Below are 13,932 nucleotides of genomic sequence, written 5' to 3'. Positions count from 1 at the left end.
GTATGTCTATGTGAAAAGGTGTGGGAGGGCGTATCGATTCTGCCCTGCGTTCACCGTGTTGCAAGGCCGGCGTCGCGCGAGGGCTCGCCACACGTAACGCGCTATTCTACTCCCGACTGAGAAAGTTATCCACAGGCACGACGCTTATTTTTCTGTGGCGGGGTGGGGCGCCGTGTGCATAAGAGGCGACTTATCCCCCGGTTATCCCGTCACAGGCAGTGCTGGCGCGGCCTGTGGCGGGGCCTTGCAAGCAGATGGGGGCCGGCGCGCAAATTTCCAGACGATCACGGCAATCCTTGACAAGAGGGGGGCATATGCTGAATAATTCAGGGTTCCCCGCCCGTATTCCGTGTTTATTCATTTGGAACGACAATATGGACTAAGCGTGGATTAAGCGGGCGATGAGATTGGCCAGCTTGTGCCTTGGCATAAGTGCGCGATTGTCATTGGCACCAAAAACTGACGGGACGTCAGACCCGATTTTGCATTTTTTTTGTTTTTAGCGAGACCAACATGAAACGTACTTACCAACCTTCCGTCGTTCGCCGCAAGCGTACGCACGGCTTCCGCGCTCGTATGGCTACCCGTGGTGGCCGTGATGTGCTCAACGCACGTCGCGCAAAGGGCCGCAAACGTCTGGCCGTCTAGGCTTGTCGTTGACAGCTGATCGCGTGGCTAGCTGTACTCCAGTCGGCAATCAACGCGAAGGTTCACACGACTTCGCGCGCTTTCGGCGTATCGTTAAAACGGATGAATTTTCATCCGTTTTTCGTTTGCGCCCTTCGCAAAAAACAGCGCATTTTGTGCTGTACACCCGACACAATCAATTGCCGCATGCGCGGCTGGGCGTCGTTGTGGCCAAGCGTTTCGCGCCACGCGCGGCGACCCGCAACACGATCAAGCGCGTCACGCGCGAGCTGTTTCGCAACAGCGCGATGCCGCCGGTCGACTGCGTGGTGCGTTTGTCGCGCGCCGTCAACAGCAAGGATGGCCCGGCCACCACGACCAAGCTCAAAGCCGAGCTGCGTGAGGAATTGAGCCGCCTGTTCGCGGCGCAAATCGCCGCCCAGGCCCGTTCTGTTGCTGCGCCACCACCATCCGCGCCATGAAAACCCTGCTGCTGTTCCTGCTGCGCGCTTATCAGTTGCTGATCAGCCCCATGCTGGGACAGAATTGCCGTTTCTATCCGAGCTGTTCGCATTACGCGATGGAAGCGCTGCGCGTGCACGGTACGGCCAAGGGCAGCCTGCTGGCTGCCAAGCGCCTGTGCCGTTGCCACCCCTGGAATGAAGGGGGCGTCGACCCGGTGCCGCCGGCCGATGGCAAACAATCTTCAACGACCGCTTGCGGTTGCAACCACTCCTGACAAATACCCTAATGGATATCAATAAACGTACCATCCTGTGGATCGTGTTTTCCGTCTCGCTGGTAATTCTCTGGAACGAATGGATGATCTCGAACGGCAAGCCGTCGATGTTCTCCGCGAACACGGAACAAACCGCCAAGGCGCCTGCGACCCCTGCCAAGACGGCTGCTCTGGCTGCCTCGGCTGCCGCAGGCGTGCCTGCCCTGCCGGGTGAAGCTGTCGATCCCGCCGCGTTCAAGCGCGAAGTGATTACCATCACCACCGACGTCATCAAGGTCGATATCGACACCCTGGGCGGCCAGGTCAAGCGTCTGGAATTGCTGAAATTCAAGGGCGCGGGCAATCCGGGCTGGTTTGGCGGCTGCTTCGGCCTGTTCAAATGGTGCCAGCCTGACGACGGCAAGCAAAATGAAGTGCTGTTCGACGAAGGCGCGAACCACACCTATCTGGCGCAATCGGGCCTGGTCGGCGGTCCTTTCCCTACCCACGCGAGCGGTTTCACCGTGCAGCCTGGCGTGCGTACTTTGGCCGACGGCAAACAGATTCAATTGGTGATGGAAGCGGTCGAAGGCGGCGTCAAGCTGACCAAGACGTTTACCTTCAAGCGCGGCGACTACGTGATCGACGTGCGCCACGACGTGTCCAACGTGGGCGCGGCAGCGGTCACGCCGCAGCTGTATCTGCAACTGACGCATGACGGCAACAAGCCGGTCGGCGATTCGTTCTTCAACAGCAGCTTCACGGGTCCGACCCTGTACACGCCGCAAGACAAGTACCAGAAGCTGACGTTCGAGAAAATCGAAAAAGCGGCCGCGGAAGACGAGAAGAAGGGCAACGACAACGCCATGAAGGGCCTGCACCCGGCCACGGCGAATGGCGGCTGGTTTGCGATTTCGCAACACTTCTTCGTGTCCGCATTCGTTCCGCCCGAGAACGCCAAGCGCGACATCTTCACGAAGAAAGTCGGCCCCAACCTGTACGCCATCGGCAACGTGCTGCCGCTGCCTACCCTGGCGCCAGGCGCCTCGGCCAGCATGGACAGCAAGCTGTACTCGGGTCCGCAAATCGCGCACCTGCTGGAAAACGTCTCGCCTGGCCTGGAACTGGTCAAGGATTATGGTTGGCTGACCATCATCGCCAAGCCGATGTTCTGGGTCATGGAACAGATCCACAGCGTGCTGGGTAACTGGGGCTGGACCATCATCGCCTTCACGATCCTGATCAAGCTGCTGTTCTTCCCTCTGTCGGCCGCCGGCTACCGCAGCATGGCCAAGATGAAACTGGTCACGCCGAAGATGCAAGCGATCCGCGAACGCTTCAAGGGCGATCCGCAAAAGATGAACCAGGCCACGATGGAGCTGTACAAGACGGAAAAGATCAATCCGCTGGGCGGCTGCCTGCCGATCCTGATCCAGATGCCCGTCTTTATCGCCCTGTACTGGGTCTTGAACGCGTCCGTGGAAATCCGCGGCGCGCCATGGATCGGCTGGATCACCGACCTGGCCCAGCATGACCCATGGTGTATCTTGCCCGTGCTGTACGCGATCTCGATGTTCATCACGACCAAGCTGAACCCGGCCCCGGCCGATCCGATGCAAGCGAAGATGATGCTGTTCATGCCACTGGCATTCTCGGTGATGTTCTTCTTCTTCCCGTCGGGCTTGGTACTTTACTGGGTCGTCAACAACGTCCTGTCGATCGGCCAGCAATGGGTGATCACCAAGAAATACGCGCCAGCCGTCAAGTAAGTCCGGCCAGCGAATCGAAAGCCCGCCGAGTGCGGGCTTTTTTTTAATCTACAATATCCCCATGAAACTCGACTCTTCCCCTATCGCCGCCATCGCCACCGCACCGGGACGCGGCGGCATCGGCGTGGTACGCGCCTCCGGCAAAAACCTCGCTCCGCTGATGACGGCCCTGTTTGGCGCGCAGCAACTGAAACCGCGCCACGCCACCTATCTGCCATTCACGGAAAGCGACGGCGCCATCATCGACCAGGGCATCGCCATCCATTTCAAGGGCCCGCATTCGTACACGGGCGAAGACGTGCTGGAATTGCAGGGCCATGGCGGCCCCATCGTGCTGCAACTGCTGCTGGCGCGCGTGCTGGAAGCGGGCCGTGACAGCGGCTTGCGCCTGGCCGAACCGGGCGAATTCACGCGCCGCGCGTTTTTGAATGACAAGCTTGACCTGGCGCAAGCCGAAGCTGTGGCCGACCTGATCGACGCCTCGACGGAAGCGGCGGCCAAGTCCGCTTCGCAATCGCTGTCGGGCGCGTTCTCGAACACCATCCACGCGCTGGTGGAACAGGTGACGGGACTGCGCATGCTGGTCGAAGCGACCCTGGATTTTCCGGAAGAAGAAATCGATTTCCTGGAAAAATCGAATGCGCGCGGTCAATTGAAAGCCGTCATCGAAGCATTAAACAAAGTGTTTGCGCAGGCGGCGCAGGGCGCGCTGCTGCGCGAAGGCTTGAATGTCGTGCTGGCGGGCCAGCCGAACGTGGGTAAATCGTCGCTGCTGAACGCGCTGGCGGGCGCCGACGTGGCGATCGTCACACCGATCGCCGGCACCACGCGCGACAAGGTCAGCGAAACCATCCAGATCGAAGGCATTCCACTCAACATCATCGACACGGCCGGCATCCGCAGCGCGGGCGACACCATCGACGCCGTCGAGCGCATCGGCATCGAGCGCACCTGGGGCGAGATCGGCAAGGCCGACGTGATCCTGCACCTGCTTGACGCCGACCACGGCCCCACGTTGGCCGACGAAACCATCGTCGCCGCCTTCCCCGAAGGCGTGCCCGTGGTGCGCGTGTGGAACAAGATCGATCTGTCCGGGCATAAACCCGGCGTCGACAGCATGCCGGACGCCACCCACGTGTATCTGTCGGCGCACGAGCACATCGGCATTGACCTGCTGCGCGCCGAGCTGCTGCGCATCGCCGGCTGGCAGCAGACGGGCGAATCGCTGTACCTGGCGCGCGAACGTCATCTGATCGCCTTGAAATCGGCCGGCAAGCACCTGGACATCGCGGCCGAACACGCTGCGCAGGACGACCAGTCGCTGGACCTGTTCGCCGAAGAACTGCGCCTGGCGCAGGTGCAGCTATCGAGCATCACGGGAGAATTCTCGCCTGACGATTTGCTGGGCGTGATTTTCAGCCGTTTCTGCATCGGCAAATAAGGAGGTTCGATGAAGCTGCTGCTTGCTCTGCTGTTCAGTTGCCTGCCCCTGCTGGCCGGTGCGCAGGAAAAGTTGCCGAAGGACGTGGCGCGGTTCGTCGAGAACGCCCAGATGTGCGAGCATTTTGCCGGCGAATGGGATGACAACGACAAGGCGCGCCAGCGCGAGATCACGCAAGCCGTGGCCAGTTCGTGCGGGCAGGCGCAGCGGCAGTGGAAGCGGCTGCGCGTGAAATATGCGCAGCAGCCGGCAATTCACAAAGTCATCGACGCGCATGCGAATGATGCGGTCAGGAGCTTTCGGAAATAAGTATCAGAGGTGTTTTTTTGCATACACCTCGAACGGCGAAAAGACCGGGGTTCGATCTGTTCGCCGAAGAGCTGCGCCTGGCGCAGGTGCAACTGTCGAGCGCCACGGGCGAATTTTCGCCTGATGATTTATTGGAGGTGGTTTTCAGCCGGCTCTGTATCCGCAAGCAAATTCATATTGATTGCGGAACAGCAATATCTTGCCGTGTGACGGTTTTATAGTCGGAATTCCCAACCAGGAGTTCCTATGACATATCCTTCATTCCCGCGTGGCACCGCTATTGTTTTTTTCGCATTGGCGCTTGTTTCTCCTATCGCGGTTTTGGCTGCCGCCCCATTGCAGTTGACGATCGACACTGTGCTACCGCCTGATCCTGGTGCTGCTGGCAAACAAACGCTTGCCGGTATTGATAGCAATGATAATGGCGTGCGCGATGATGTCGAGTTGTTTCTGCTGCGGCATTTTTCGCGAGATGCCCGGCTTCTGCGGGGCATGGCAAATGTTGCCATCAGCACCCAGGCGGCTATTCTGGCAACCACACCCTCGGAATCGTCACATGCGCATTCGATGGCGATACGCAGCGGTGAATGCCTGGCTGGCCTTGGCGAGCTGGTCCCCGAGGATGAAAACAAGGTAGGTCAAGTGATGGCCTTGCTTGTCAATACACCCCAGCGCAAGGAAGCCATCCAGGCGCACGGTGCGCGTCTTGCCAATATGACTTTCGTCATGCGGCAGGAGACAGAGTGGGAGCCTTACTGCATGGAACGGGCCGATCTTGTGGGGCCGAGTGTGCAAAGCCAGCCTCGTCGCGAATAGCGCCATTTGCTGCCATGTATCCCACGGGAGCGCTGTCTATTGAGCATGCTCATACCGCATCAACTTTAATGACGTAATCTTGCTGAGCGGCCTTGAAGTGCCGCTAGGAAAGGAAGCGCCATGGACAGCAAACAGCCCGATGTCGTGGAGTGCGAGGATGAGGTAGTGGCGCGGCCACTGCCCGCCATGCCGGAATTGATCGCCTCCTTGCCGCCAAAAGGCGCGTGCTGGTATTGCGACAAGCCGCTCGACGCCGTGCGCCGCTTTTGCGGCAAGAGTTGTGGCGTGGCGTATGCGGAAGAGGCGCAATACCACCGTTGAGCGTGAAGATTAGCGGCGCCGCAGCAGCGCCGCCAGCGCGCCGTCGAAATCGAACTCATGCGCGGCGGCCGCCACTTCCTGGTAGACGTGCACGCCCAGGCTGGCCGCCAGCAGGCTGGCCGAGTTTTCCAGGATGTCGATGGCCGCGCCGTCGCCTTCGCGCAGGTGGCTGGCCAGGCGCGCCAGCAGCAGCTGGATGGCGGGCGCGGCCGGATCGGGCGCCACGTCCTGCGCCGCCGTGTGGGTTGCCTCCGGCGTGCCCAGCATGCTGCTGACCGCGCCGAGCAATTGATCCTGGGCCAGTTCCAGCTGCAGCATCTGCCGGGCCAGGTCGGGCGCTTGCGCGCGCAGTGCGGACTCCAGGGTGGCCGCCAGGCCATGCACGTGGCGCGCGCCGATCATGCCGGCGGCGCCTTTTAATGTATGCGCCTTCAGGCGTGCGGAAGCGTAATTGCCCATGTCGAATTCGGCGCGGATCTGGCACGGCGTGGTGCCGTGGTCGTGCAGGAAGCGGCGCAGGATTTTCAGGTACAGGATGCGGTCGCCCATAATGCGGCCCAGTCCGTTCTCGACATCGAGAATCCGGACCATGTCGGATGCCGCAACGGCGGCATCATCATCGCAAGTGGCGTGTGGTTTCATCATGCCTGGTGTGCAGAGGGCCCCAAAACTTGTCAATTGCATTCATGCAATATCCGCTATTTTACATCCAGTTGCCCTCGCTACTGCGTCCGCTTGGCAGACGCTGCCAGACTAACGCGTCGTGAATGACCAGCTGCGCGTGACGTTCGCGCCATTGACTTTGCCGATGAAACTCACATCATAGGTGGTGGCCGCCAGCAGGGGGGCCAGCGGGATGATGGCGGCCACCGAGCGCGATGTATTGATGGCATCGCTCTCCTTGCTGAGCAGGCGTACCGTCAGGTCCGCGCTGGCGCCACGCGGGCGCACGGTGAAGGTCGTCACGCTGAGGGTGGCGTCGAAATTCGCATGGACGCTGATCGGGTAGCCGACCACGTTCTGGTTGGGCACGGGATCGGGCTCTTCTTCATCGCTGGAGAAACTGGTGGCGACCTTGGTCTGTCCGTTGAACGGGTAGCTGACGATCTGTCCGGCCGGCAAGCCGGGGCCGTAGCGGCTATTGCCGGCCAGGTCGGTGGTGAAATAGGCATAGCCGCTGTTGTTGACGGCGGCACCGGCGCCACCTTCCTTGAAGATAGGTTCAAAGATGAGGAAGCGGTGATACACGGCCGTGATCAGGTTTTCCGCCATGTAGAAACCGGAGTTGGTCGCCACGCCCGCGATGACTTCGCCCCAGACGGACGTGACGCCATAGTTCGACGCAGTCAGGCGGTCATACAGTGTTTCGCCGGTAAAGCCGGGTTTGCCTTTAACTTGATTGTGCACCACCACATTATTGCTGTTCAGATAGTTGGAGTGGCCGAGTGCCGCGTTGTCGATCAGGCTATTGCGTACCAGTGGCGCCAGGCCGATCTGGCTGCGCCGGTAATTGATCCAGTTGAAACCATCGGTGGCGATATTGTTGCTGACGACGGGAGCGCCCGGCTCCTGTGTCAGCTGTCCGGCCTGGGTCGAGGTGCTCAGCGACGTCTTGCCGCCGCTATCGCCGCCGCCACAGGCGCTCAGCAGGGCTGCGCTCAGCAGGGCGGGTATCCAGTATTTCCAACGCAGTGACGAGGCAATCAAGTTGACTCCTGTATAGGTAGGCGGACAGCGGTGGGTGCCAGCGTGCTGCCCTGTGAAATGATTCTAAGGCATTTTTATATGCCGTAGAGCATCCATGACAAGATATGTCGCGCGCTCGTGCGCAGACGGTGCCGCAGCTGCGCAGGGTAGAATGAGCATAGTGCAGCGTTTGCCGCTGCGTAGCCTCATTACCGATTTCTTTGATTGCCCACAAATTTGAACACATTGCCCAAGTCGCGCCTGCAGCGCGCCAAGTACGCCTTGCCCAGCATGGTGACTTTGCTTTCGATAGCCTGCGGTTTTGCCAGCATCGTCATTTCCGTCGATAACGCGACTGTCGGCGACGCCGATGCCTACCGCCTGGCGGCCGCCTTGCTGGTGCTGGCCGGGGTATTTGACGCGCTCGACGGCTATGTCGCGCGCCTGACGAACACCAGCTCGCAGTTCGGCGTGCAGCTCGATTCCATCGCCGACGTGATGAATTTCGGCTGCGCCCCGGCCGTCTTGTTGTACTGCTATGGTTTTGTGCAGATGGGCGTGCACGATCCGCTGCTGCTGCGCTTTGGCGGCATGGCCAGCTTCTTCTTTGTTGCCTGCGGCGCCATGCGCCTGGCGCGTTTCAATGTGAATGTGGGACGCACGGATCCCCTGTATTTCGTCGGCATGCCGATCACGGCCGGGGCCGCCTGCGTGGCGGCCGTGGTGGTGGCGTGGCCGGCGCCCATCGATTCCATGCTGCACAGCTATCTGCTGATGCTGTTGCTCGTCGGCGTGGGCAGCCTGATGGTGTCGACCTTGCGTTTCCCCAGCTCCAAGCAAAAGAAAAGCCTGGCCGCGCTGCTGGTGCTGATCGTCGCCATCGCCCTGCTGGTGTGGCTGAAGACCAGTTTCTTTGCGCTGTTCTTCGCCGTCTACATCGCCGCCACCCTGCTGCTGAACCTGGCGTGGTACCTGGGCTGGCGCGGTATTGCGCTGCCGCAGGTCTTCAACGATCCGGACGAGATCGATTAGGCTACCTCGTGCCCGCGCGCGGCGCGCAGGATGGCGAACCAGTCGCTGCGACTGAGCGTAAACTGCGTGCCTTCCACGGCCACGCCCACGGCTTCGATGCGGCCCGTGCCCGTCAGCGGCAGGGGACGGCAAGGCAGTTGCATGATCCAGGCGAACACCACGCTGGCAAACGGACGCTGCAGCTGATCCGCGATCTGCTTGATGACATTGCGCAAGTTCTCCACATTCGCATCGCCGCCCTGGAACAGCCGGCCGCCCGCCAGCGGCGACCAGATCATCGGCGCCACCCCCACGTCCTGCAAGCCGTCGAAGGTTTCATCGAACAGGGGCGCCACGTGCAGCGGCGAGCATTCCACCTGGTTCGTTACCAGCGGGAAGCGCCGGTGCAGGCACTCGAATTGGTGGCGGCTGAAATTCGACACGCCAAAGTGCAGCACCTTGCCCGTCTGTTGCAGCTGGGTGAAGGCGCCGGCGATCTCGTCAAAATCCATCAGCGGATCGGGACGGTGGATCAGCAGCAAGTCCAGGCGGTCCGTGTGCAACTGGCGCAAGGTGTGCTCCACGGAACTGGTGATGTGGGCCGCGCTCGTGTCGTAATGCTGGATGGCATGGCCGGGACGGTGCGGCGACAGTAGTTTGATGCCGCATTTGCTGACCAGTTCCATCTTCTCGCGCAAGCCCGGCTGCAAGGCCAGCGCTTCGCCGAACAGCCCTTCGGCGCTGTAATCGCCATAGATATCGGCATGGTCGAAACTCGACACGCCCAGCGCCAGGCATTGCTCGATGAAAGCCAGCCGTTGCTGCGCCGACATATTCCACTCGCCGATGCGCCACATGCCGGCGACGATGCGCGACAGTTCGGGACCGTTGCTGCTCAAACGGCTGCGCGGCGCTTGCAGGCTGGCGGGAAATACATGGCTCATGGGCTGGCTTTCTGATGGTGGAGACGAAGGTGACGCCACGATTATAGCCAGCTACGCTACAGCATGCTGCGGAGAAAGCTGCGGCGAGACAGACGAAAAAAATGCCCGCAGCATCTGCGGGCATTTTTTATGTGGTACGAGAAATAATTACTTCATCCACAGGCGCATCGAATCCCAGGCGCGGCCGAAGATCGTTGCCTGGTTGATGGTTTCCAGCGCCACGACAGGCAGTTCCAGCAGAACTTTGTCGTCGACCATCATTTTCAGCTTGCCGACCGGGGCGTTCTCAGCCAGTGGCGCGACCAGTGGGTCTTTGCGTTCCAGCACCGGTTTCATCTTGGCAGCCGTGCCTTTTGGTACGGTGACGAGCACATCGCGGGCGAAGCCGATTTTCACGGTGCCTTTCGAGCCCTTCCACACTTCCGGCGTGGCCACGGCCTGGCCTTTCGAGTACAGCTTGACCGTATCGAAGTTCTGGAAGCCCCAGTTCAGCAGCTTCTGGCTTTCCTGCGTGCGGGCCTGGTCCGACGTCGTGCCCAGCACCACGGAGATCAGGCGGCGCTCGCCGGTGCCGCCCGGACGGCGTGCCGAGGCGATCATGCAATAGCCAGCCGCTTCCGTGTGGCCCGTTTTCATGCCATCGACGGTTGGGTCCAGCCACAGCAGGCGGTTGCGGTTAGGCTGGGTGATCTTGTTGTACGTAAAGCTTTTCACGGAATCGATTTTGTAGAATTCCGGGTAATCGGCGATCACGCGCTTGGCCAGCACGGACAGGTCTTGCGCCGTGGAATAGTTATCGGGGCTAGGCAAGCCGTGCGGATTGGCAAAACGCGTGTTTTTCAGACCCATGCGTTGGGCTTCGCGGTTCATCAGCACGACAAACGTGCCTTCATCGCCGGCAACGGCTTCCGCCAGAGCCACGGCGGCGTCGTTACCCGATTGAATCATCAGGCCGTGCAGCAAGTCGTCGATCGAGACGGGGGTGGCCGGGTCGATGAACATCTTCGAGCTGCTCGAATCGACTTTCCATGCACGCACGGACACGTTCACTTTTTGGTCCAGCGCCAGTTTCTTTTCGCGGATGGCGGCAAACGTCAGGTAAGCCGTCATGATTTTGGTCAACGAAGCCGGCTCGATGCGCGCGTCCGGATCTTGCGAAGCAATGATCTGGCCACTGGTGGCGTCAAGCAACAGCCAGGACTTGGCGGCGATGGTCGGGGCTGGAACGCTCTGGGCGTAGGCGGCGGAAAAGAAAAATACACTGGAGGCCAGTGCCGCTAAAAGTTTTTTCATGGAGGCTGGTCTGCGAGAAAAAGATGAAGGCTGAGGGCCATGTCGTTGCAACTTACATGGCCGCGTGGAAAAAACGGATCAATTATAGCCGTGGAGGCGCTAGTAAGCCCACACTTCAATGATCATCTGCTGCTATTGCGGGTTTGTCACCATGCCACAGGGCAATCACGAGGTTCTTGATGTGATTGAGCTTGCGGTGGAAAAAGTGGTCGGCGCCGGGGATCACGATCACGGGAATGTCTTGTGGACGCGCCCAGTCGAAGACGGCGGACAGGGGGATCGTGTCGTCCAGTTCGCCGTGGATCAGGATGGTGTCGGCGGGAATATCGGCCATGGCCCATTTGCCGGCCGCGCTGCCGATCAGCGCCAGGCGCTCGACGGGCGTGCCGGCGGCGGCCAGGCGTTCCTGCAGTTTCGACTGCACGAAGGTGCCGAACGAGAAACCGGACAAGGCCACGGGCAAGCCTGGATACAGGCCGCGCATGTGTTCATACAGCAATTGCATGTCGTCCGTCTCGCCCGCGCCATGGTCGTGCACGCCTTCGGAAGCACCGACGCCGCGGAAGTTGATGCGCGCCACCACGTAACCGAGGGCGACAAACGCGCGCGCCAGGGTTTGCGTGACCTTGTTATCCATCGTGCCGCCGTACAGCGGGTGCGGATGGGCCACGAGGGCGATGCCGCGCGGGGTGTCTGCCGGGAAATCGAGCAAGCCTTCCATGCTGCCTGCATGGCCGGCGAGGGTAAATTTTTCCGAGTTTCTGTTCATGATGCTCATACTGGTGGCGTAGGCTTAATTTGAAGTTAAAACGTTGAAATTAAATATGCGGCTCAGATTTTCAGGCGTTCGACGATCTTGCCGCCCACCAGGTGCGTATCGATGATTTCATCGATATCGCTGGTGTCGACGTAGGTGTACCAGGTCGCTTCCGGATAGATGACCAGCAGCGGTCCTTCCTCGCAGCGGTCCATGCAGCCGGCCTGGTTGATGCGGATCTTGCCCGCGCCATTCATGTCGAGTTCCTTGATGCGGCGCTTGCAATGCTTTTGCGCCGCTTCCGCGCCATGGTCGCCGCAACTGTTGCGGCCGTCTTCACGTTTATTCATGCAGAAAAAAACGTGGCGTTCAAAATACGGTACGTCGCTCATACTATTCTCCCGCTGATTCATCAATGCGACATGATAACGCTTATGGGTGGTCTTCGCGACGCTGGCGCTGCGCGTCATCCTGTCGGTTCAGGCGGTGCGAGGGCAGGCACAGGAACCACAGGGCCATGAAGGGCCACAGCAAGGCGAGGAATTGCGCCGCGCCATTGAAGTTGAGGAACTTGCCTTGAAACCAGCCTTGCAAGGTCGACATGAAGTAGGGGTTGATCGGCGTCGTATTCACCATCACCAGGCTCAGCAGCAAGGTGGCGGTCGCGATGCGGCGCTGCGCCACGTGCGGCGCGAACGCCAGGCCGCCCAGCATGATCAGGCCGATCAAAAAGCCACCCTGGGCGCCCGGCGTGATCCAGACGAAAGCATTTTCCGGCGAAAACAGCAGCGCGCTGGCCATCGAGCGCACGGTCAGGGCGGCGGCGATGAGGGCCAGCATTAATATCGTACGCGGCGCGGCGCGGCGCAGCAGGCACAGCAAGGTCAGCACGGCGCCCGTCATGCCGCAAGCCGTGATTATGGTTTCCGAAAGCCAATATTGCTCGACGGTCAATATCACGTCGGGGCGCAGATACGCGGCCAGGTCGATCTCCATGCCCGCCAGGCGCGACAGCCAGTCCGACAGGATGGGCAGCAGCTGGCCCAGGCCGAACAGATAGCCTTGCGGATAGATCTGCGCCAGCGGCCACAGGGCCACCAGCACCAGGCCCTGGCTGGCGTGCTGGGCAAACCAGCGCTGGCGCAAGCGGTACAAATGGCTGTGGTCGAGCAGCTTGCGCGCCGTCAGGGCGCCGATGATGGAACCGATGCAGCAGCCGGCCGCATTCGTATAAAAATCGAGGTTTGACGAGACGCGGCTGGGCAAATAGGTTTGCACGGCTTCCATGCTGCCGGAAATCAACATGCCGCACAGGCTGGCGACGATGACGGCAAAGAATCCCGTGATCCTGGGAAACAGCGAATACACGATCAAGGCGCCCAGCGGGATGTAGCCGACGATATTCACGCCGACATCGAAGCCCGTCCAGTAACGGGGGATGCGCGTGTTTTCCAGGAACGTCAGCGGCGATAAACCATTGCTGTGCCAACCCGTGAACGGAAACCAGCTGGCGTACACGATCAGGAAGACGTAGGCGAGCAGGGTCGCGCGCGACACGGGCGAGGAACGGACGGGCGGCAGCGGCGCCGCCGGACTGGCTGGGGATGCGGGCTCGGTCATTCTTTCGTGATATTCAGCGTGCCCAGCCAGGTCAGCAGGTCGGTGGCGATGGCGTCCGATGCCGCGGCCAGCGCCTGCGCGCCGCCTTGCGCGTCGGCGCTGCCGGCCGGGCCGCTGCGGCTGAAGGTTTTCTGGTCGATCAGGCGGTGGCCGCGAAAGACCGAGGCGCGCAGCGACACGTGGCCGCTGCTGTGCGTCTGCGTGTCGAAGTTTTGCGAAAAATCATCGACGTCGATGCGCAGCAGCGGCATGCCGGCGGCCGCGTCCGTGGTCGACAGCACTTTCACGCCGCTTTGCGCGATGCGGGTTTTCAGGCGCTGGCTTAATAGTTGCAGCGGCGGCGTGTTCCAGCGGTTGTAGGCGTACGGCCGCGATTGCTGCGCATCGGCGTACAGCAAGCGGTAATACATGCGCTGGCTGTCCAGCCAGGACGGACCGTTGGCGTCGGCGATCACCAGCACGGGCACGGCTGGCGCAGCTGCTTGCGTTGCCGCCTGCGGTGCTGCCGGGCCGAAATCGTAAAACGTGGGGACGGGACCGCGGCTGGCGCAACCGCCCAGCAGGAATGCGGCGGCCAGGATGAGTGCGCTGAAATGGCGTGGGATAGGCATGCGGTGTTC

General features: G+C 60.9%; 17 protein-coding genes. 9 read left to right on the top strand and 8 right to left on the bottom strand.

Going from position 1 to position 13,932, the window contains the following annotated elements; genetic code table 11:
* Positions 1 to 513 precede the first annotated feature (513 nt).
* The 8 genes from rpmH (at position 514) to P9875_RS28645 (ending at position 6,001) form a co-directional block, all read left to right on the top strand.
* Entirely contained in the window at positions 514 to 648 is a 135-nt protein-coding gene (rpmH, locus tag P9875_RS28680; RefSeq protein WP_010401996.1) for a 50S ribosomal protein L34, read from the top strand.
* Positions 649 to 671: 23 nt separating this feature from the next.
* The gene (rnpA, locus tag P9875_RS28675; protein WP_176389458.1) at positions 672 to 1,109 is read left to right on the top strand and encodes a ribonuclease P protein component; all 438 of its coding nucleotides are present in this window, start codon (positions 672 to 674) and stop codon (positions 1,107 to 1,109) included.
* Entirely contained in the window at positions 1,106 to 1,366 is a 261-nt protein-coding gene (gene yidD, locus P9875_RS28670; protein ID WP_034754335.1) for a membrane protein insertion efficiency factor YidD, read from the top strand. Before rnpA ends, yidD begins: the two co-directional genes overlap by 4 nt.
* An 11-nt stretch (positions 1,367 to 1,377) precedes the next feature.
* Positions 1,378 to 3,114 carry a membrane protein insertase YidC gene (yidC, locus tag P9875_RS28665; protein ID WP_278317268.1) on the top strand — a complete coding sequence of 579 codons (1,737 nt, stop codon included), beginning with the start codon at positions 1,378 to 1,380 and terminating at the stop codon, positions 3,112 to 3,114.
* A gap of 61 nt (positions 3,115 to 3,175) precedes the next feature.
* Positions 3,176 to 4,555, top strand: a complete 1,380-nt coding sequence (mnmE, locus tag P9875_RS28660; RefSeq protein WP_278317267.1) for a tRNA uridine-5-carboxymethylaminomethyl(34) synthesis GTPase MnmE — start codon at positions 3,176 to 3,178, stop codon at positions 4,553 to 4,555.
* 9 nt (positions 4,556 to 4,564) lie between these two features.
* Complete coding sequence (locus tag P9875_RS28655; protein WP_099403799.1) at positions 4,565 to 4,864, top strand: hypothetical protein; 300 nt, start codon at positions 4,565 to 4,567, stop codon at positions 4,862 to 4,864.
* A 246-nt stretch (positions 4,865 to 5,110) separates the two neighbouring features.
* Complete coding sequence (locus P9875_RS28650; RefSeq protein WP_158300269.1) at positions 5,111 to 5,680, top strand: hypothetical protein; 570 nt, start codon at positions 5,111 to 5,113, stop codon at positions 5,678 to 5,680.
* Positions 5,681 to 5,800: 120 nt separating this feature from the next.
* Complete coding sequence (locus P9875_RS28645; RefSeq protein WP_099403802.1) at positions 5,801 to 6,001, top strand: hypothetical protein; 201 nt, start codon at positions 5,801 to 5,803, stop codon at positions 5,999 to 6,001.
* A 9-nt stretch (positions 6,002 to 6,010) separates the two neighbouring features.
* Here P9875_RS28645 and P9875_RS28640 read toward each other — a convergent pair whose 3' ends face one another.
* A complete protein-coding gene (locus P9875_RS28640; RefSeq protein WP_176389446.1) occupies positions 6,011 to 6,646 on the bottom strand; it encodes an Hpt domain-containing protein in 636 nt (211 codons plus the stop codon).
* Positions 6,647 to 6,754: 108 nt separating this feature from the next.
* The gene (locus P9875_RS28635; protein ID WP_341353812.1) at positions 6,755 to 7,708 is read right to left on the bottom strand and encodes a CAP domain-containing protein; all 954 of its coding nucleotides are present in this window, start codon (positions 7,706 to 7,708) and stop codon (positions 6,755 to 6,757) included.
* Between the two features lie 270 nt (positions 7,709 to 7,978).
* Here P9875_RS28635 and pssA point away from each other — a divergent pair, with 270 nt between their 5' ends.
* Entirely contained in the window at positions 7,979 to 8,719 is a 741-nt protein-coding gene (pssA, locus tag P9875_RS28630; RefSeq protein WP_225243950.1) for a CDP-diacylglycerol--serine O-phosphatidyltransferase, read from the top strand.
* On the opposite strand, the gene P9875_RS28625 is transcribed toward pssA, so the two are convergent.
* The 6 genes from P9875_RS28625 to P9875_RS28600 form a co-directional block, all read right to left on the bottom strand.
* The gene (locus P9875_RS28625) at positions 8,716 to 9,642 is read right to left on the bottom strand and encodes an aldo/keto reductase (protein ID WP_278317266.1); all 927 of its coding nucleotides are present in this window, start codon (positions 9,640 to 9,642) and stop codon (positions 8,716 to 8,718) included. The genes pssA and P9875_RS28625 overlap by 4 nt on opposite strands.
* A gap of 147 nt (positions 9,643 to 9,789) precedes the next feature.
* The gene (locus P9875_RS28620) at positions 9,790 to 10,935 is read right to left on the bottom strand and encodes a D-alanyl-D-alanine carboxypeptidase family protein (RefSeq protein WP_035822908.1); all 1,146 of its coding nucleotides are present in this window, start codon (positions 10,933 to 10,935) and stop codon (positions 9,790 to 9,792) included.
* A gap of 115 nt (positions 10,936 to 11,050) precedes the next feature.
* Complete coding sequence (locus P9875_RS28615; protein ID WP_035828394.1) at positions 11,051 to 11,704, bottom strand: alpha/beta hydrolase; 654 nt, start codon at positions 11,702 to 11,704, stop codon at positions 11,051 to 11,053.
* 62 nt (positions 11,705 to 11,766) lie between these two features.
* Positions 11,767 to 12,084, bottom strand: coding sequence for a (2Fe-2S) ferredoxin domain-containing protein (locus tag P9875_RS28610; protein WP_215404915.1), 318 nt, complete (start codon positions 12,082 to 12,084; stop codon positions 11,767 to 11,769).
* A gap of 40 nt (positions 12,085 to 12,124) precedes the next feature.
* Complete coding sequence (locus P9875_RS28605) at positions 12,125 to 13,312, bottom strand: VanZ family protein (protein ID WP_278317265.1); 1,188 nt, start codon at positions 13,310 to 13,312, stop codon at positions 12,125 to 12,127.
* On the bottom strand, positions 13,309 to 13,923 hold the full coding sequence (locus tag P9875_RS28600) for an ABC-type transport auxiliary lipoprotein family protein (RefSeq protein ID WP_099403806.1): 615 nt from the start codon (positions 13,921 to 13,923) through the stop codon (positions 13,309 to 13,311). Before P9875_RS28600 ends, P9875_RS28605 begins: the two co-directional genes overlap by 4 nt.
* Between the last annotated feature and the right edge of the window lie 9 nt (positions 13,924 to 13,932).

Source organism: Janthinobacterium rivuli (assembly GCF_029690045.1).
In the GTDB taxonomy this organism is placed as follows: domain Bacteria; phylum Pseudomonadota; class Gammaproteobacteria; order Burkholderiales; family Burkholderiaceae_D; genus Janthinobacterium; species Janthinobacterium rivuli.
Note: the sequence above shows the minus strand (reverse complement) of the source record. Positions and strands in the feature narration are given on the sequence as shown.